Annotated in this window: 18 protein-coding genes; 10 read left to right on the forward strand and 8 right to left on the reverse strand. The window is 74.6% G+C overall.

Features of this window, described 5'->3' with window-relative positions; all coding sequences use genetic code 11:
* The first annotated feature begins 25 nt into the window (after positions 1–25).
* Positions 26–1,267 (forward strand): FAD-dependent oxidoreductase, encoded by a 1,242-nt coding sequence (locus ABZ877_RS02440; protein WP_361063017.1) that lies wholly within the window; start codon positions 26–28, stop codon positions 1,265–1,267.
* Between the two features lie 85 nt (positions 1,268–1,352).
* Positions 1,353–2,255, forward strand: a complete 903-nt coding sequence (locus ABZ877_RS02445; RefSeq protein ID WP_361063020.1) for a Gfo/Idh/MocA family oxidoreductase — start codon at positions 1,353–1,355, stop codon at positions 2,253–2,255.
* On the opposite strand, the gene lnt is transcribed toward ABZ877_RS02445, so the two are convergent.
* Positions 2,182–3,783, reverse strand: a complete 1,602-nt coding sequence (lnt, locus tag ABZ877_RS02450) for an apolipoprotein N-acyltransferase (RefSeq protein ID WP_361063023.1) — start codon at positions 3,781–3,783, stop codon at positions 2,182–2,184. The two genes, ABZ877_RS02445 and lnt, sit on opposite strands and share 74 nt — an antisense overlap.
* 155 nt (positions 3,784–3,938) lie before the next feature.
* A complete protein-coding gene (locus ABZ877_RS02455) occupies positions 3,939–4,409 on the reverse strand; it encodes a nuclear transport factor 2 family protein (RefSeq protein WP_361063026.1) in 471 nt (156 codons plus the stop codon).
* 101 nt (positions 4,410–4,510) lie between these two features.
* Here ABZ877_RS02455 and ABZ877_RS02460 point away from each other — a divergent pair, with 101 nt between their 5' ends.
* Together ABZ877_RS02460 and ABZ877_RS02465 are read left to right on the forward strand one after the other, a co-directional pair.
* Positions 4,511–5,182: a hypothetical protein gene (locus ABZ877_RS02460; protein ID WP_361063029.1), complete on the forward strand. Its 672-nt coding sequence runs from the start codon at positions 4,511–4,513 to the stop codon at positions 5,180–5,182.
* 22 nt (positions 5,183–5,204) lie between these two features.
* Positions 5,205–5,960, forward strand: coding sequence for a glucose 1-dehydrogenase (locus ABZ877_RS02465; protein WP_361063032.1), 756 nt, complete (start codon positions 5,205–5,207; stop codon positions 5,958–5,960).
* Between the two features lie 157 nt (positions 5,961–6,117).
* Here the strand turns inward: ABZ877_RS02465 and ABZ877_RS02470 are convergent, their stop codons facing one another.
* Positions 6,118–6,267 (reverse strand): hypothetical protein, encoded by a 150-nt coding sequence (locus ABZ877_RS02470; protein ID WP_361063035.1) that lies wholly within the window; start codon positions 6,265–6,267, stop codon positions 6,118–6,120.
* 96 nt (positions 6,268–6,363) lie between these two features.
* Complete coding sequence (locus ABZ877_RS02475) at positions 6,364–7,200, reverse strand: helix-turn-helix transcriptional regulator (protein WP_361063847.1); 837 nt, start codon at positions 7,198–7,200, stop codon at positions 6,364–6,366.
* Positions 7,201–7,337: 137 nt separating this feature from the next.
* Here ABZ877_RS02475 and ABZ877_RS02480 point away from each other — a divergent pair, with 137 nt between their 5' ends.
* Positions 7,338–8,051, forward strand: a complete 714-nt coding sequence (locus ABZ877_RS02480) for an SDR family NAD(P)-dependent oxidoreductase (protein WP_361063038.1) — start codon at positions 7,338–7,340, stop codon at positions 8,049–8,051.
* A 22-nt stretch (positions 8,052–8,073) separates the two neighbouring features.
* On the opposite strand, the gene ABZ877_RS02485 is transcribed toward ABZ877_RS02480, so the two are convergent.
* Together ABZ877_RS02485 and ABZ877_RS02490 are read right to left on the reverse strand one after the other, a co-directional pair.
* Positions 8,074–8,949 (reverse strand): undecaprenyl-diphosphate phosphatase, encoded by an 876-nt coding sequence (locus ABZ877_RS02485; RefSeq protein ID WP_361063041.1) that lies wholly within the window; start codon positions 8,947–8,949, stop codon positions 8,074–8,076.
* A gap of 142 nt (positions 8,950–9,091) precedes the next feature.
* Positions 9,092–10,093 (reverse strand): ArsR family transcriptional regulator, encoded by a 1,002-nt coding sequence (locus ABZ877_RS02490; protein WP_361063044.1) that lies wholly within the window; start codon positions 10,091–10,093, stop codon positions 9,092–9,094.
* Positions 10,094–10,164: 71 nt separating this feature from the next.
* On the opposite strand from ABZ877_RS02490, the gene ABZ877_RS02495 reads away from it, so the two are divergent.
* Positions 10,165–11,367, forward strand: coding sequence for an MFS transporter (locus tag ABZ877_RS02495; protein ID WP_361063047.1), 1,203 nt, complete (start codon positions 10,165–10,167; stop codon positions 11,365–11,367).
* Between the two features lie 52 nt (positions 11,368–11,419).
* On the opposite strand, the gene ABZ877_RS02500 is transcribed toward ABZ877_RS02495, so the two are convergent.
* On the reverse strand, positions 11,420–12,127 hold the full coding sequence (locus ABZ877_RS02500; RefSeq protein ID WP_361063050.1) for a TVP38/TMEM64 family protein: 708 nt from the start codon (positions 12,125–12,127) through the stop codon (positions 11,420–11,422).
* Between the two features lie 118 nt (positions 12,128–12,245).
* On the opposite strand from ABZ877_RS02500, the gene ABZ877_RS02505 reads away from it, so the two are divergent.
* The 4 genes from ABZ877_RS02505 (at position 12,246) to ABZ877_RS02520 (ending at position 16,308) form a co-directional block, all read left to right on the forward strand.
* Positions 12,246–12,950: a DNA alkylation repair protein gene (locus ABZ877_RS02505; protein ID WP_361063053.1), complete on the forward strand. Its 705-nt coding sequence runs from the start codon at positions 12,246–12,248 to the stop codon at positions 12,948–12,950.
* A gap of 297 nt (positions 12,951–13,247) precedes the next feature.
* Positions 13,248–14,429 (forward strand): elongation factor Tu, encoded by a 1,182-nt coding sequence (gene tuf, locus ABZ877_RS02510; protein WP_361063056.1) that lies wholly within the window; start codon positions 13,248–13,250, stop codon positions 14,427–14,429.
* Between the two features lie 82 nt (positions 14,430–14,511).
* The gene (locus ABZ877_RS02515) at positions 14,512–15,357 is read left to right on the forward strand and encodes a patatin-like phospholipase family protein (RefSeq protein ID WP_361063059.1); all 846 of its coding nucleotides are present in this window, start codon (positions 14,512–14,514) and stop codon (positions 15,355–15,357) included.
* 159 nt (positions 15,358–15,516) lie between these two features.
* Positions 15,517–16,308: a fused MFS/spermidine synthase gene (locus ABZ877_RS02520; RefSeq protein WP_361063850.1), complete on the forward strand. Its 792-nt coding sequence runs from the start codon at positions 15,517–15,519 to the stop codon at positions 16,306–16,308.
* On the opposite strand, the gene ABZ877_RS02525 is transcribed toward ABZ877_RS02520, so the two are convergent.
* The gene (locus ABZ877_RS02525) at positions 16,295–17,644 is read right to left on the reverse strand and encodes an MFS transporter (RefSeq protein ID WP_361063062.1); all 1,350 of its coding nucleotides are present in this window, start codon (positions 17,642–17,644) and stop codon (positions 16,295–16,297) included. The two genes, ABZ877_RS02520 and ABZ877_RS02525, sit on opposite strands and share 14 nt — an antisense overlap.
* Positions 17,645–17,646 lie beyond the last annotated feature (2 nt).

Raw genomic sequence — 17,646 nt, forward strand, 5'->3', positions numbered from 1 at the left:
AGTTCAGGCCCTCGGAGGCGACACCATGGCCACGACCGACCCCGCACCCACCCGTTCCCGCTCCCACTCCCACTCCCGCGCCCTCGTCATCGGCGGCGGCATCGGCGGCCTCACCGCCGCCCTCGCCCTGCACGCGCGTGGCTGGCGCGTCACCGTCCTGGAGCGGGCGCCGGAGCTGAAGCCGGTCGGGGCGGGCATCTCGCTCGCGCCCAACGCGCAGCGCGCCCTCGACGTGGTGGGCCTCGGCGACGAGGTCCGCGCCCTCGCCGCCTGGGAGGGCGACGGCGGGCTGCTCACACCGAGGGGCCGGTGGCTGTCACGGGCCGACCCGGCGCGCGCGGCCGAGCGGTTCGGCGGCCCCCTCGTCCTGCTGCACCGTGCGACCCTGATCGGCATGCTGGCGGACAGGCTGCCCGCGGGCACCGTCCGCACGGGGGCCCAGGCATGCCTCGCCGACGCGGGTGACCCGGCCGATGCGGCCCGCCCCGCGCGGGTCACGACCGGGGACGGTGAGCTGGAGGCGGAGCTCGTCGTCGGCGCGGACGGGATCCGCTCGGCGGTGCGCGGCGCCCTCTTCCCCGGGCACCCCGGCGCCTCGTACGCCGGATTCACCACCTGGCGTGTCCTCGCGCCGCCGCTCGGCCGCCGCTTCGTGGAGCACGAGAGCTGGGGGCGCGGACAGCTCTGGGGCACGCACCCCTTCGCGGACGGCACCCTCTACGCGTACGCCGCCGCGAGGGTCCCCGCGGGGCGGACCGCCCCGGGCGGCGACGAGAGGGCGGAGCTGCTGCGCCGGTTCGGGGACTGGCACGACCCGATCCCGGCGATCATCGACGCGGTCGGGCCCGGCCAGGTGCTGCGGCACGACGTCCACCACATCGCCGAGCCGCTGCCCGCCTTCCACCGGGGACGCGTCGCCCTGCTCGGCGACGCCGCCCACGCCATGGCGCCGTCGCTCGGCCAGGGCGGTAACCAGGCCATCGAGGACGCGGTCGTCCTCGCCCATCACGCCGACCCCCACGGTGAGGCGGACCTCGCCGGGTACACGCGCGAGCGGCAACCGCGCACGGCGATGATCGCGGGCAGGGCGCGGACGGTCGCCCGCCTGAGCATGATGCGCAGTCGCCCCGCCGTCGCGGTGCGCGACGCCGCGATGCGCGCGGCCGGACTTCTCGGGCCCGCGGCGACGCTGCGTGGCATGGACGGCATAGCGGACTGGCGGCCTCCGCAGCGGCGGGCGTACGGGGAGGCGGGCGCGCGGGTGTGAGCGCGGAGGCGCCCCGTATGCTGCCGGGACCGCGCCGGAGGGCGGCGGTTCAGGGCGGTTCAGGGCGACGAAGGGGAACAGGGACGTGAAGGTCGGCTGCATCGGACTCGGGGACATCGCGCAGAAGGCGTACCTGCCGGTGCTGACCGCGCAGGCCGGGGTGGAACTGCATCTACAGACCCGCACTCCCGCGACCCTCGCGCGCGTGGGCGAGCAGCACCACATCCCTCAGGAGCGGCGCCATGCCGACCTGGACGCGTTGCTCGCGCAGGGGCTCGACGCGGCCTTCGTGCACGCCCCGACCGCCGTGCACCCCGAGATCGTGACGCGGCTCCTGGAGGCGGGCGTCCCCACGTACGTCGACAAGCCGCTCGCCTACGACCTCGCGGACTCCGAGCGCCTCGTGGGCCTCGCCGAGGAGCGCGGGGTCAGCCTCGCCGTCGGCTTCAACCGGCGCCACGCGCCCGGGTACGCGCAGTGCGTCGAGCACCCGCGCGAGCTGATCCTGCTGCAGAAGAACCGGGTCGGGCTGCCCGAGGAGCCGCGCACGATGATCCTCGACGACTTCGTCCACGTCGTCGACACCCTGCGCTTCCTCGTGCCCGGCACGGTCGACGACGTCACCGTGCGCGCCCGGACCCAGGACGGTCTGCTGCACCACGTCGTGCTCCAGCTCGCGGGCGAGGGGTTCACCGCGCTCGGCGTCATGAACCGGCTCAGCGGTTCGACGGAGGAGATCCTGGAGATCTCGGGGCAGGACACCAAGCGGCAGGTGGTGAACCTCGCCGACGTCATCGACCACAAGGGCCAGCCGACCGTGCGCCGTCGCGGCGACTGGGTGCCGGTCGCGCGCCAGCGCGGCATCGAGCAGGTCGTGCTCGCCTTCCTCGACGCCGTACGGGCCGGTGAGGTGCTCAGCGCGCGCGACGCGCTCGCCACGCACGAACTGTGCGAGCGGATTGTCCGTGAGGTACAGCGGGGCGCCTGAGCAGGCGGAGCGCCTCGGCCGCGGCCAGGACCGCGAGCACCGCCACCGCCGCGTGGACCGGCCAGTCGCCGAAGCGGACGTACAGCGTGTCGCCGTGCGCCGTCGGGGCCGTGTACACGCGGGCCGCGCTCGCCGAGGTCGGCAGCCACGGGCCCGCGCGCCGGCCGTCCGGGCCGTACACCGCGGAGACCCCGGTGAGCGTCGCGTGCACCATGGGGCGGCCGGTCTCCGCGGCCCGTACCGCCGCGAGCGAGGCGTGCTGCGGGGGCGCCCAGCTGTGCTGGAAGGTGGAGGTCGAGGACTGGGCGAGCAGCAGCCGCGCCCCGTCGCGGGTGAGCTGCCGCGTCATGTCGGGGAACGCCGACTCGAAGCAGACCAGCGGCCCGACCCACAGCTCCCGGTCGCCGTGGCGGACGTCCATGACGACCTGGCGGGTGCCGCGCCTGCGGTCCTCGCCCGCGGCCTTGCCGACCGAGGTCGCCCAGCCGAGCAGGGAGCGCGCGGGGATGTACTCGCCGAACGGGACGAGCCGCATCTTGTCGTAACGGTCGCCGGTCGGCCCGTCGGGGCCTATCAGCACCGAACTCTTGTAGATGCCCTGGCTCGCGGCGCCGCCCGCGCCGGTGGCCGGGCGGCGCGCGTCCACGTTCACGAGGATGTCCGCGCCGACCGCCCGGGACAGGGCCGCGAGCCGGCGCGCCAGGGCCGGGTGCCCGGCCAGGTCGAAGCCGACGCTGCTCTCGCCCCACACCACCAAGTCGACGTCCTGTCCGGCCAGTTGCCGGGTCAGCGCCTCCTCGCGGTCGAACCTGCGGACGGGGCCCTCGATGACGCCCGGCTGCACCACGGCCACGCGGACCTCCCCGTCGGTCTGCGGACGCGGCGCCCACGCCCAGGCCGCGCCCGTGACGGCGGCGGCCGCGAGGAGCCCCGCCACCGCGGGCGTACGGGCCCCGCGCGCGACCACGAGCAGCACGACCCCGGTGTTCACGGCCACCACGAGCAGGCTCACCAGCCACACGCCGCCCACCGACGCCAGCCGCAGCGTGGGCACCACTTGCCACTGGCTCGAACCGAGCAGCCCCCACGGGCCGCCGAGCCCCTGCCAGGACCGCACGAGCTCCACCATCAGCCAGCCCGACGGCACGGCCACCAGGGCGGCCGCCGCCTGACCCGCCGTCGGCACGCCCTGGAGCAGCCTGCGCAGCAGCCACCCCCAGGGCGCCCACAACGCGCCGAGCAGCGCGGCGATGACGACCGTGAACACGTTGAGGCTCGGGATCAGCCAGTGGTGCACCGCCAGCATGAACCCGAGACCGCCGAGCCAGCCGTCGAGCGCCGCGCGCCGCGGCGAGCCCGCCGCACGCGCCAGCAACATCCACGGCACCAGGGCCACGTAGGCCAGCCACCACAGCGACGGCGCCGGGAACGCGAGGGCGGGCAGCGCGCCCGCGAGGACCGCCGCGACCCCCCGCCACCAGGGCGATGATCCGAGCCGCCGCGCCCATGGCCCTCGCCCTTGCCGCATACAGGTGCCTCCCAGCTCGTACGGGACCGGTCCGTCCGCCACCGGCTCGTGCGGGACCGGTGTCGGCACCCGGCGTACCCGACGGCGGCCGCGGCATGCGTTCAGTGTGCGGGAGGCAGGTGATCAAGGAGAAGGGCGCGCGCGTCGCGGGCGCGTCACGCCCCGGCCGTGGCCCGCGCGGGGGCGCGCCGCCACTTCTCGTCGACGGTCACCCGCCGCACCCTCCACCCCGGCGCCGTGCGGACCAGGGCGAAGGCGTACCGGCCGCCGCAGACGAAGTCCGGTGCCGTGCCCTCGCCGGGGAAGCGCATCGGGTTGACGTAGTCGGCGCGGACGTGCGCGGCGTCGCCGATCTCCCGGTCGACGGAGTCGAAATGTACGAGCCGGTTCACGATCAGGTGCTGGCGCATCGGGAAGAGTTCCATCGTGGCCGTCAGCCAGCGCGCGATCTCCTCCGCGCTGCCCTCCACACCGCCCGCCGCCCGGTAGTCGGCGCGGCCGTCCGGCGCGAACAGGGCGCGGTACGCCGCCCAGTCGCCGTCGTCCACGGCCACCGCGTAACGGGTCACCAGATCGTCGACGGCGAGCCGGTCCAGGACGGTCGCCAGTTCCACACGCTGCGTCATCGGGCAAGTGTCGAGCCGTGGGTGCGCGCAGCCAAGGGGCGTGCGCGAGCGCGGCGGAAATCCCTTCGGACGGCCGGGCGGATCGCTGTTACGGTCCCCGCATGCCAGCCGAACCGCACACCCCGACGGCCGCCCAGGACCCCGGGCCCGTCACCGCCGACGACGTGGCGCTCGCCGTCGGCCTCGCCGTGGCCGCACTGCGTCCCGCGCTCGACGCCGACTGGGACGTTCCGGCCGGGTCCTTGGAGTGGACGTGCTGGGAGACCGGCGAACACCTCGCCGACGATCTGTTCTGGTACGCGGCGAAGATCGGCTCCCTGCGCCCCTCGACCGACGACCGCGAGGCGTTCGGCTGGACGCGGCGGCGCCCCGAGGGGCCCGCCAACACCATCACCGCCGACCGGGCGGCGGGCCCCGCCGGGCTGCTCCAGGTGCTCCAGGACTGCGGCGGGCTGCTCGCCGCCGTCGCGCGGGCCACCCCGGCGAGCGCCCGCGCGCACCACGTCTTCGGCGTCAGCGACCCCGAGGGGTTCGCCGCGATGGGCGTGGTCGAGACGCTGCTGCACGCCCACGACCTGGCGCGGGGCCTCGGCGTCCCCTTCCCGGCGCCGCCCGCCAACCTCTGCGCCCGCGCGCTGCACCGCCTCTTCCCGGACACGCCCGAGGACGCCGGACCCTGGCCGGCGCTGCTCTGGCTGACCGGGCGCGGGGACCTTCCGGGGCGTGCACGCGTCGGGAAATGGCGCTGGTACGGTGCACCACGCGCGACATGATCATCCGTTTCTGGAGGCCCCGTTGACCAGCTCCGTTCGCTCCCGCCCGCACACGCTGGTCACCGGCGGCAGCCGCGGCATCGGCGCCGCGACCGCCCTGCGCCTCGCCCGCGACGGTCACGACGTGTCGCTCTCCTACGTCCATGACGAGGGCGCGGCGGAGCGGGTCGCCGAGGCCGTGACCGCGACCGGCGCCCGCTGTGCCGTCCTCCGCGCCGACACCTCGCGGGAGGCGGACGTCGAGCGGATGTTCGACGAGGCGGTGGAGCGGCTCGGGCCGCTCACCGGCCTCGTCAACAACGCCGGGGTCACCTCCCCGATCGGCCCCCTGGCGGAGGTGAGCACCGAGGACCTGCGCCGCGTCGTCGACGTCAACGTCCTCGGCGTCCTGCTCTGCTGCCGTCGCGCCGCCCGGGACATGAGCGCCGCAGGCCAGGGCGCCATCGTCAACGTCTCCTCCGGCGCGGCCACCCTCGGCAGCCCCGGCGAGTACGTCCACTACGCCGCGTCCAAGGCCGCCGTCGACACCCTCACCCTCGGCCTCGCCAAGGAGCTCGGCCCGGCCGGCGTACGCGTCAACGCGGTCGCCCCGGGCGTCATCGACACCGAGATCCACGCCACGAGCGGCGCCCCCGACCGCGCGGCCCAGGCGGCCCCGAACATCCCGCTCCGCCGCCCCGGCACCGCCGAGGAGGTGGCGGCGTCCATCGCGTGGCTGCTGTCGACGGACGCGTCGTACACGACGGGCACGATCCTGAGAGTGGCGGGCGGCCGCTAGACGCTCCGCGCGAACGGGCGTGGGCGGCCGGAACCCGTGTCCCGTCGATTCGGGACGGTCGTCGGACGATGCGAGTGCAGTCGCCGGGTGGGCCGAGTGCTTGGCGCGCGGCCGGGTAGGCGCCGGGTCGGCCGTATCCGCAGGGGCGCGACCGCGGTCAGTCGGAGGTGTCGATCTCCGCGTGGACCGCCGCGGCCCACTCCCGCACCAGCAGTTCGTACTCCGCGCGCTGTTCCGCGGAGAGGCGGCCGCCGGTGCGCAGCCACAGGCCGCGGATCTGCTCGTTCACCTCGTCGGCAGACCGCACGGGACAAGACGGGACAGGCGGCATGTGCCAAGGTTACGTGCCAGACGACCGATTGTGAACCCTGAGCGAGCGTTCGCATGCGTCAAGTGATCGATTTTACGCCGTAGTTGGGACGGGCCGCGCCGCCAGCCCGGCGAGGCGGTCCGCGTCCGAAGTGCCGGGTTCGGCCGTGTAGACCATGAGGCGGATCTCGTCGCCCGCGACCGTGAGGATGTCGCAGTCCAGCGTCAACGGCCCCACCTCCGGGTGATCGACCGTCTTGCGCGCCGACTCGTGGCGCCCCACGGCCCCGGAGTCCCACAGCTCCGCGAACCGGGCGCTGCCCGACCGCAGTTCGCGGACCAGCTCGTGCAGGCGCGGGTCCGACGGATACCGCCCGGCCGTCACGCGCAGGTCCCCGACCAGCGCAGCCTCCAGTGCCCGCCGCTCCCGCGCGCTCTGCCGTACGCGGCCGGGCGGACCGAGGAACGTCCACCAGACACCGTTGCGCCCATGACCGCGCCATTCAGGACGCTCACCCATCAGCTCCGTGTACACCGGGTTGGCCAGAAGCAGCGTCCACGCCGCGTCGAACACCGCGACCGGCGTACCACCGAGCCGCCGCAGCAGCCGGTGCACACCCGGCGTCAGCGTGGCGGGCACCCGCTCGGGGCCCGGCGGCACCAGACCGGCCAGCCGGAACAGATGCGCCCGCTCCTCCGCCGACAGCCGCAGGGCGCGCGCGAGCGCCTCCACGACCTGGTCGGACGGGTGACTGGCCCGGCCCTGTTCGAGCCGCGTGACGTAGTCGGCCGAGACCCCGGCCAGCAGGGCCAGCTCCTCGCGCCGCAGCCCGGCCGCGCGCCGCTGCCCGGCCGGCGTCAGCCCCACGGACTCGGGCGCGACCCGGTCCCGCCACCCCCGCACCGCGTCACCGAACGCCGCGATGGACACCGTAGGACCGCCGGACCCGACCCGCGTACTCGCCATGCCTCCACTGTGCACCGGCCCGCCCCCGTCTTCCTGGTACCGGCAGTCCCAGGAAGACGGGACGGCTGGCCCGCCCCGCCGTCGGGGGCGAGCCTGGACCCATGACCACGACACTGATCACCGGGGCCAACAAGGGTCTCGGCCACGAGACCGCCCGCCGCCTCCTCGCCGCGGGCCACACCGTCTACATCGGCAGCCGCGACGCGGACCGGGGCCGCCGCGCCGCCGAGGAGCTCGGGGCGCGCCACGTCGTCATCGACGTCACGGACGACGCCTCCGTCGCCGCGGCGGCCCGCACGATCGAGGCCGACGGCGGCCTCGACGTCCTCGTCAACAACGCGGGCATCGAGGGCCGCACCGCGGGCAACGGCATCGTCGCCCCCGCCGACGAGACCGTCGACACCCTGCGCCCCCTGATCGAGACCAACCTCTACGGCACCCTGCGCGTCACCCACGCCTTCCTGCCGCTCCTGCTCCGCTCCACCGCGCCCGCCCCCGTCATCGTGAACGTCAGCAGCGGCCTCGGCTCGATGGCCCTGGTCACCGACCCCGCCGCCCCCGCGTACGGCTATCCGGGCATCGCCTACCCGACCTCGAAGACGGCCGTGAACATGCTGACGGTGCAGTACGCGAAGGCGTTCCCGCGGCTGCGGATCAACTCGGTCGAGCCGGGCTTCACCAAGACCGACCTCAACGGCAACACCGGAGTCCAGACCGTGGAGGAGGGCGCCGAGATCATCGTGCGGATGGCGCAGGTGGGACCGGACGGGCCGACGGGCGGCTACTTCGACGCGCACGGCCCCGTGGCGTGGTGAAGAAGCCGCCCGGCAGGCCGGCTCAGCCCGCCGACTCCGCCGCGTGCGGCGACAGCACACCCGCGCTGACCAGCACGAACAAGGCGATGCCGAGCGCGATCCGGTAGTAGACGAACGGCATGAAGCTCTTCGTCGAGATGAACTTCATCAGCCAGGAGATGACCGCGTAGCCCACGCCGAAGGCGATGAGCGTCGCGAAGATCGTCGGGCCCCACGAGACGTGGCCGCCCTCGGTCGCGTCCTTCAGCTCGAAGACGCCCGAGGCGAGCACCGCGGGGATGGCCAGGAGGAACGAGTACCGGGCCGCCGACTCCCGGGTGTACCCCAGGAAGAGGCCGCCGCTGATCGTCGCGCCCGAGCGGGAGACGCCCGGGATCAGCGCCATCGCCTGGCAGACGCCGTAGATCAGGCCGTCCTTGACGGAGAGGTCCTTCAGCTCCTTGCGGCTGCGGATGGCGCGGTGCTTGCCGCCCGTCTCGTCGCGCGCCGCGAGCCGGTCGGCGACGCCGAGGACGATGCCCATCACGATGAGCGTCGTCGCGGTCAGCCGCAGGTCGCGGAACGGGCCCTCGATCTGGTCCTTCAGCGTCACACCGAGCACGCCGATCGGGATCGAGCCGACGATCACCAGCCAGCCCATCTGGGCGTCGTGGTCACCGCGCATCGTCTTGTCGGTCAGCGACCGGAACCAGGCGGAGATGATCCGGGCGATGTCCTTGCGGAAGAAGATGACGACGGCCGTCTCCGTGCCGAGCTGGGTGATCGCCGTGAAGGCGGCGCCCGGGTCGCTCCAGCCCGCGAACGCGGCGGTCAGACGGAGGTGGGCGCTCGACGAGATCGGGAGGAACTCCGTCAGTCCCTGGACGAGGCCGAGAATGAACGATTCGAACCAAGACATGGGGAAGAGGCGATCCAGGGTGCGGGCGGAACCGGCCGCGAACGCGGTCCGGACAGGGCTGTGCGCACCTCCGCGCCCTTCGGCGCGGGTGTGCGCGGGGGCAGCGTAGCGCCCGAAAATGACGGGACCCCCACGGGGTCGGTCATCTCCCGCCCTCCGCGTCCTGCGCGCCCGCCTCCTGTGCCGCGAGGAGGGCGTCCCCGGCCGGGGCCCGGTAGTACAGGACCGAACGGCCCGCACGCCGCCGTCGTACGAGGCGCGCGTCGAGCAGCACCTTCAGATGACGCCCCACCGAGCCCAGCCCCTGACCGGTCAGCGCCACGAGCTGCGTCGTGGTCAGGGGCCGGTCGAGGAGCACGAGGACCTGCGCGCGGGCCGTGCCGAGCAGCGTGGCGAGGCCCGCGGGCGGCGCCGTCCGGCCCGCGTCGGCGAGGGCGCCCGCACACGGGTGGACCACCGCGTACCGGTCCGCGGACTCCGGCCAGGAGACCCAGCCCTGGTGCGGGGTGACGGGGACGAACAGCAGGGCGGCACCCGAGATGTCCCTCGGCGGGTGGTCGTGCGCGTTGATCCGCAACCGCCCCTCACCGAGCCAGCGCATAGCGGGCCGCATCCCCCCGAACGCCGCCGCCCAGCCCCCCACCGCCAACTCCCGCGTCCGCGCCACCACATCGGCCTCGACGATACGGCGCCGCCGGTCCCAGTCGGGCCGCACGGTCTCCCGCCACGTCCACTCCAGGAGCGCGGCCATGCGCTCCGCGAGGTCGTCGGCGCGGGTCAGGGTGGCGGGCAACGGGCGTCCCGAGGCCACGACCAGGTCGGCCCGCACCGCCTCCGGGGGCGTGGCCCGGATCCGCGCGAGCCCGTCGGCCAGATCGAGGCCCGGCCCTCCGCGCGGGGTGGGCGTGACGAAGTCGGCGATCCAGGACGCCCCGAACGCCGCGCCCACGAGCGCCGCCGTCACCGGATCCGCGGCCAGCCGCGCCCGGTAGGCGGGCAGATACGTGTCCAGCCACGCCCGCTCACCCGGATGCGCCGCCCTGGGCTCGGCCAACTTCTTCAGACTGGCCGTCACCTCGGCGAGCTGCGACACGACGAACCGACTCCCGGCGAGCGTGTCGGCATCGACCTGCCAGATCCCCATCGCGCCCTCGCACCTTTCGCCCCACCGCGAAACATTAACGACCCCACCCCGGCACCCCGCAGCCTCCACCCATGCGCACCTATCGCGGGCTGTTCCGCGTTCCCGCATATCCGGCCTTCTTCCTCGCCTGTGCGACCCAGGTGGCCGCGCGGACCGTCGCCGGGCTGGCGCTCGGCTCGCTCGTCTACGCCTCGACCGGCTCCGCGCTGCTGTCCGCGCTCGCCATGTTCGGGCCCGCGCTCGCCCAGGTCGTGGGCGCGTTCACCTTGCTGTCGGCCTCGGACCGGCTGCCGCCGCGCGCCGCCCTCGCCGGGCTGCCCCTGTTCCTGGGTCTCGCGACGGCGGCGCAGGCCGCGCCCGGCATGCCCACGGGCCTGGCGCTCGCCCTCGTCCTCGCTCAGGGCGTCCCCGCCGCGCTGGGCGGCGGCGTCCGCTACGGCATGCTCACCGAGATCCTCGACCGCGACGGCTACCTCATCGGCCGCTCGGTCCTCAACATGAGCACGGGCCTCTGCCAGATCCTCGGGTACGCCCTCGGCGGCCTCCTGGTCCAGGCCGTCTCACCGCGCGGCACGCTCCTGATCTCCGCAGCCCTGTACGGCCTGTCGGCGGCCGTCGCCCGTTTCGGCCTGACCCGGCGCCCCGCACGCGCGGAGGGCCGCCCGTCCATCGCGGAGACGATGCGCGGCAACGCCCTGCTCTGGTCCTCCCGCCCGCGCCGCTACGTCTACCTCGCCCTCTGGGTCCCGAACGGCCTGGTCGTCGGCTGCGAGGCCCTGTTCATCCCGTACGACCCCGGGCACGCGGGCGTGCTGCTGGCGAGCGCCGCCGTCGGCATGCTCACCGGCGACGTCCTCGCGGGCCGCTTCCTGCCGCCAGGCCGGCGGGCCCGGCTCGGGGCGCCCCTGCGGCTGCTCCTCGCCGCGCCCTACCTGCTCTTCGCGACGCGGCTCGCGCTCCCGGTCGCCGCGTTCGCGGTGGCGCTCGCCTCCGTCGGCTTCGCGGCGAGTCTGCTGCTTCAGGAACGCCTCGTGTCCCTCACTCCGGACGAGCTGAGCGGCCACGCCCTGGGCCTGCACACGGCGGGCATGTTGTCGTCCCAGGGCGTGGCGGCGCTCCTCGCGGGCGCTATGGCCGAGGCCACGTCTCCGGCCATGGCGATGACGATCCTGGCGGCGCTCTCCTTGGCGGTGACGCTCGCGCTGGCGCCGGGGTTGCGTCCGGTGGTGCGCAGGGAGGCGAGCCCGGTGGATCAGGTCTCCCCGCCCCGGTGACCCCGCCGGACCGGTTGTCGCGCCCAGGCGCTACCAGCCGCCTGACGTGGCCTCAGACTCCGGCCCGCAGCTTGTGCCGCTTCAGCCACGCCACCAGCGCGCCCGCCACCGCCGTGACGGTGATGAACCCCATCGCGATCAGGAACGCGGGCGAGGTGGGCGTCGAGGCGCGGGCGCCCGCGACCACGTAGGCCGCCGTGTTCGGGATCGAGCCGAGCGCGGTGGCCAGGAGGAACGCGGGCCAGCTCATCCGGGAGATGGACGCGCAGTAGTTGGCCGCCCAGAACGGGATGCCGGGGAAGAGCCGGGCCGCCAGCATCGAGCGGAACCCGTGCCTGCTCAACTGGCCGTCCGCCGCCTTCAGCCAGCGCCCGCGCAACAGCGGCCGCAAGGCGTCCTGGCCGAGCATCCGGCCGAGCCCGAAGGCGAGCCCCGCGCCCAGCACGGTCCCGGCGATCGCCCCGAGCAGTCCCAGCTCGGAGCCGAACAGCGCGCCCGCCGCCAGGTTCAGCAGGGGGCGCGGCATGAACGCGACGGTGCACACCCCGTACGCCACGGCGAACAGCACCACCGCCGCGGCACCGCCGACCTCGGCCTGCCAGCCGCCCGACAGATACCGCTGCGGCTCGAACAGCAGCACGCACGACGCGCCCGCGGCGAGCAGCGCCACCAGGAGCGAGAGTCTCGCCCACGGCGAGAGCAGGACGCGGGTGCAACGTGCGGCGAGGCCGGCCGGGCGGGCGGCGACGGTTTCGAACATCCGGGGAGACTAACCGACCCGCACATAAGATCGCCGTAGGTTGTATCTCACTTTTGCCGCGGTTCTTCCCACGGTTCCGGCCCGTTCCGGAGCGCGGGAGTCCGGGAGGAGGAGCCCCGTGCCCGTCGTCGCGCCGCCGCCGAGCGTCTACGCCGACACCGTGCTGACCAGGCTCGTCGAGGTCTACGGCGGTGCGGCCGACCCGGAACGGGCCGCGCCCATGCGCGCGTACATGAAGGACGTCGCTCCGTTTCTGGGCCTTCCCTCGCCCCGGCGGCGGGAGTTGAGCAAGGCGGTGCTCGCGGGAACGGAGCGTCCGGACGAGACGGATCTCACCGCCGTGGCGCTCCGCTGCTGGGCGCTGCCCGCACGCGAGTACGCGTACTTCGCCGTCGACCTGCTGCGCCGGCACGTGCGCCGTCTGTCGTCCGGGTTCCTGCCCGTCGCCCGGCAGTTGGTGGAGACCGTGCCGTGGTGGGACACGGTCGACCTGCTCGCCGCGCACGTGGTCGGCGGCCTCGTCGCCGCCGACCCGGCGCTCACCGCCGACATGGACGCCTGGATCGAGGACGACAACCTCTGGGTCGCCAGGACCGCGCTCCTGCATCAACTCCGTTACAAGGAAGCAACGGACACCGAGCGGCTGTTCGCGTACTGCCTGCGCCAGGCCGGGCACCCCGATTTCTTCCTCCGCAAGGCGATCGGCTGGAGCCTGCGCGAGTACGCGAAGACGGACCCCGACGCCGTACGGTCCTTCGTCGCCGCGCACCGGGACGTGCTCGCGCCGCTGTCGGTGCGGGAAGCGCTGAGGGGCGTCGGCTAAAACCATTCGACGCGGGGCGCCGGGTCGGCGATGATCTGCACATGTTCCGGCACGCCTTCCTCGCAGCTCCGTCCGCAGTCGTGGACGCTGCTCAGGCTGCCGTCTTCCTCGCAGCGGCCGTCGACGGCGCGCGAAGCTGACCCTCTCCGGACATTCCGGCGGACCCCGCAGGGGGAGGGTCGGCCCGGTTCAGGGGTCCCCGCCTCCCGCACGCGCGTGAGGCCCTCACTCATCCGAGCACGCAGCGCACACCCGACGCGCCGTGAACCGGACGTTCCGGAAGGAACCACCCCAGCCATGCCCAAGACGGCATACGTGCGCACCAAGCCGCACCTGAACATCGGCACCATGGGCCACGTCGACCACGGCAAGACCACCCTGACCGCCGCCATCACCAAGGTCCTCGCCGCCCGCGGCGCGAGCACCTTCGTGCCCTTCGACCGGATCGACAAGGCGCCGGAGGAGGCGCAGCGCGGCATCACCATCAACATCGCGCACGTCGAGTACGAGACCGACACCCGGCACTACGCCCACGTGGACATGCCGGGCCACGCCGACTACATCAAGAACATGGTCACGGGCGCGGCCCAGCTCGACGGGGCGATCCTCGTCGTCTCCGCGCTCGACGGGATCATGCCGCAGACCGCCGAACACGTACTGCTCGCGCGGCAGGTGGGCGTCGACCACATCGTCGTGGCCCTCAACAAGGCCGACGCGGGCGACCCCGAGCTGACCGACCTCGTCGAGCTGGAGGTGCGCGAGCTGCTCACCGCGCACGGCTACGGCGGCGACTCCGTGCCCGTCGTCCGGGTCTCCGGACTCAAGGCGCTGGAGGGCGACCCGCGGTGGACGGCGTCGATCGAGGCGCTGCTCGACGCGGTGGACACGTATGTGCCCATGCCGGAGCGGTACGTGGACGCGCCGTTCCTGCTGCCGGTCGAGAACGTGCTGACGATCAGCGGGCGCGGCACCGTCGTCACCGGCGCCGTGGAGCGCGGACGCGTCCGCCTCGGCGACCGCGTCCGTCTGTACGGCGCCGAGCCCGGCAAGGACACGGAGACCGTCGTCACCGGCCTGGAAACCTTCGGCAAGCCGATGGACGAGGCGCAGGCCGGGGACAACGTGGCGCTGCTGCTGCGCGGGGTCGCCCGCGACGCGGTGCGGCGCGGCCACGTCGTCGCCGAGCCCGGCAGCGTCCGGCCCGCCCGGCGCTTCACCGCGCGGGTGTACGTCCTCTCGGCGGCGGAGGGCGGCCGCACCACGCCGGTCACCACCGGCTACCGGCCGCAGTTCTACCTGCGCACGGCCGACGTCGTCGGGGACATCGACCTCGGTGACGCGGCGGTCGCCCGCCCCGGTGACACCCTCACCATGACGGTCGCGCTCGGCCGTGACGTGCCCCTTGAGCCCGGGCTCGGCTTCGCGATCCGCGAGGGCGGCAGGACCGTCGGCGCGGGGACGGTGACGAGCGTCGGGTGAAGAGGGTGGTGCGGCCGGGTCCCGGCCGCACCACCCGTACGCCACACTGGGCGCGACGCACCGGCGCGCGAGGGAGGTCACGGTGGCGGGCAGGGCACTCGTACTCGGCAGTGGTGGCGTCGCGGGCGTGGGCTGGCTCTGCGGCATGCTGCACGGGCTCGCGGAGGCGGGCGTCGACCTGAGCGACGCCGACACCGTGATCGGCACATCGGCGGGGGCGATCGTCGGCGCGCAGCTCACCTCCGGCAAGCTCGACCCGGCAGCGCTCTACGCACGTCAACTCGCGCCCCACTCCGAGGAGACGCCCGGCGCGCTCGGCGCCGGCCTCCTGCTGCGCTTCGCCCACGCCGCGCTCACCTCCCGCACCGCCGAGGCGTACGGGCGCAGGCTCGGCCGCCTCGCCCTGACCGCACGCACCCCCGACGAGGCGGCGCGCCGTGCCGTGATCGCCGGGCGGCTCGTCGCGCACGACTGGCCGGCGCGGCGCCTGCTGATCACGGCGGTGCAGGCGCGGACGGGGCAGTTCCGCGTCTTCGACGGGAAGGACGGCGTGGGGCTGGTGGACGCCGTCGCCGCGAGCTGCGCCGTCCCCGGCGTGTGGCCCCCGGTGACCATCGGGGGCGCCCGCTGGATCGACGGCGGGATGCGCTCCCCGGCCAACGCCCACCTCGCCGAGGAGCACGCGCGGGTCGTCGTCCTCGCCCCGATCGGCGCCGGCGGGGGCGTCCTGCGCCCGGCCCGGGCCCAGGCCGCCCGGCTCGCGGCGGCGGGCGCGCGGGTCGCCCTGGTCACCCCGGACCGCGCGGCGCGCCGCGCCTTCGGCGTGAACAGCCTGGACCCGAAGCGCCGCGCCCCGGCCGCCCGCGCGGGCCTCCGCCAGGCGGCGGCACACGCGGAGGCGGTACGACGCGTGTGGGCCGCCGACTGAGAGTCTCTTCAAACCCTGGCCCCGGCCGGACCGAGGGGCCGGAGTTCCGGACGGGCCCGGCACAATGGGCCCGTGAACGAGGACAACCCCGCGCCGGGCCCCGAACCGGACGAGCCCATACCCGTCACCCGCCCCGTCGACCACGGCACCGCCAAGCTGATGCCCGACGTGGACCGGCGGCGCGCGTGGCTGCTCACCGTGGACGGGGCGCCGCAGTCCTACGTCGACCTCGACGAACCGGCCCACCTGGAGTTCGAGTACGCCCGACGGCTCGGCCACGTCCTCGACCGCGCGACGCCCGAGGGGCGCGCCCTCGACGTGCTGCACCTGGGCGGCGGCGCGTGCACCCTGGCCCGGTACGTCGCCGCGACGCGGCCGGGGTCGCGGCAGCACGTCGTCGACGCGGACCGGGCGCTGCTCGACCTGGTCGCCGAGCACCTGCCGTTGCCGGAGGGGGCGGACATCTCCGTGCACTCCGCGGACGCCCGGACATGGCTGGCGGGCGCGCCGGACCGGTCGGCGGACGTCCTCGTGGCCGATGTGTTCGGCGGCTCGCGGGTGCCCGCGCATCTGACGACCGAGGCGTACGCACGCGAGGCGGACCGTGTGCTGCGGCCGGGCGGCACCTACGCGGCCAACCTCGCGGACGGGGCCCCGTTCGCCTTCCTGCGCTCCCAGCTGGCCACCTTCGGGGCCGTGTTCGCACACCTCGCGCTGATCGCGGAGCCCGGTGTGCTGCGCGGCCGCCGGTTCGGCAACGCCGTGCTCGTCGCCTCCCACCGCGAGCTCGACGTGGCGGAGCTGGCCCGCCGCACCGCCTGCGACGCGTTCCCCGCCCGCGTCGAGCACGGCGACGGATTGCGTCGCTTCATCGGCGACGCGCGGCCCGTGACGGACGCGGACGCGGTGCCGTCACCGGAGCCACCGGGCGGCTCGTTCAGCGTGGGGTGAGGTCCGACTCCTTCACGGCGTCGTCCCCGGAGACGCCGGACGCCACTACATCCGTCGTGACACGGCGCCGCAGATTGCGTACGTCCGGCACGAACAGCACCGCCGACGTCGCGAGGACGACGAGCGCCGCGCACCCCCACAACGACGGCGTGCGGCCGAACGCCGACTCGGCGGGGCCCGCGAGCGCCGTGGCCAGCGGCACCATCGCCACCGAGCCGAACCAGTCGTAGGCCGAGACGCGCGAGAGCTTGTCCTCGGGGATCTCCTGGTGCAGGGCGGTGATCCAGGAGACGCCGAAGATCTCGATCGTGACGCCGCTGACGAACATCACGGCGATCAGGACACCGAGCGGCACGGGAATCGCCAGCGCGGCCGAGGGCAGGGCGAGCGAGAACACCGACAGCGTCGCGGCGAACAGCAGCCGCCGCGGCTTCCAGCGCATCATCAGCAGCCCGCCGAGGACCGTGCCGACGCCGAACGCGCCGAGCGCGATGCCCCAGGGCCCGGCCCCGCCCAGCTCGTCGCGCGCGACCAGCGGCCCGAACACCGACTCGGCCGCGCCCACCACCGCGACGACCACCGAGAACTGGGCGACGATCGTCCACAGCCAGGGCCGCCCGGTGAACTCCTTCCAGCCGTCCCGCATGTCCGCGAGCAGCCCGCTGCCCGGGACGCGCGGCGCGATGTGGCCGACGTCCAGGAACATCCGCAGACCGCCCGCGACCGCGAACGCCGCCGCGTCGAAGGCCAGCACCCAGCCGGGCCCGATCGCCGCGACCATCGCCCCGCCGAGCGCGGCGCCGCCCACCGCCGCGCCGGACATCCCCATGCGGAACAGGGCGAAGGCGCGGCTCGCCTGCTCCCCGGAGACCGACGCCATGAGCATGCCCTCGGCCGCCGGGTTGAAGAACGCCTGCCCCGTGCCGCCGAGCGCGCTGAGCGCCAGCATCTGCCAGAGCCGCGGCTCGCCGTGGAGCACGAGGAGCGCGAAGGCGCCTTGAGACAGGAAGTTGAGCGCGTTGGCCGCGACCATCACGTGGTGGCGCGGGAACCGGTCCGCGACCGCGCCGCCGACCAGCAGGAACACCACGAGGAAGAGGGTGCGCGCGGCGGCCACCAGACCCACGTCGCCGCCGTCGCCGCCTGCCTCCAGGACCGCGAACGTGGACGCGATCAGCGCTCCGTGCGCGCCGAGCGTCGTGATGAACGAGGCGACGGCGAGGAGCGTGTAGTTCCGCCCGGCCCACGCGGGGCGGCGACGGCGCGGACGCTCGGGCGAGGAAGGCGAAGAAGGCGAGGAAGGTGAAGAAGGCGGGGAGGCGGCGGCGGAGGTCACTG

This window comes from Streptomyces sp. NPDC046939, assembly GCF_040644575.1.
Taxonomy (GTDB): Bacteria; Actinomycetota; Actinomycetes; order Streptomycetales; family Streptomycetaceae; genus Streptomyces.

Coding starts and splice junctions, on each gene's coding strand:
- ABZ877_RS02495 (WP_361063047.1), top strand. CDS start 10,165: ATGCGCACCTATCGCGGGCTGTTCCGCGTTCCCGCATATCCGGCCTTC.
- ABZ877_RS02500 (WP_361063050.1), bottom strand. CDS start 12,127: ATGTTCGAAACCGTCGCCGCCCGCCCGGCCGGCCTCGCCGCACGTTGC.
- ABZ877_RS02520 (WP_361063850.1), top strand. CDS start 15,517: ATGCCCGACGTGGACCGGCGGCGCGCGTGGCTGCTCACCGTGGACGGG.
- ABZ877_RS02485 (WP_361063041.1), bottom strand. CDS start 8,949: ATGTCTTGGTTCGAATCGTTCATTCTCGGCCTCGTCCAGGGACTGACG.
- ABZ877_RS02460 (WP_361063029.1), top strand. CDS start 4,511: ATGCCAGCCGAACCGCACACCCCGACGGCCGCCCAGGACCCCGGGCCC.
- lnt (WP_361063023.1), bottom strand. CDS start 3,783: ATGCGGCAAGGGCGAGGGCCATGGGCGCGGCGGCTCGGATCATCGCCC.
- tuf (WP_361063056.1), top strand. CDS start 13,248: ATGCCCAAGACGGCATACGTGCGCACCAAGCCGCACCTGAACATCGGC.
- ABZ877_RS02480 (WP_361063038.1), top strand. CDS start 7,338: ATGACCACGACACTGATCACCGGGGCCAACAAGGGTCTCGGCCACGAG.
- ABZ877_RS02490 (WP_361063044.1), bottom strand. CDS start 10,093: ATGGGGATCTGGCAGGTCGATGCCGACACGCTCGCCGGGAGTCGGTTC.
- ABZ877_RS02455 (WP_361063026.1), bottom strand. CDS start 4,409: ATGACGCAGCGTGTGGAACTGGCGACCGTCCTGGACCGGCTCGCCGTC.
- ABZ877_RS02440 (WP_361063017.1), top strand. CDS start 26: ATGGCCACGACCGACCCCGCACCCACCCGTTCCCGCTCCCACTCCCAC.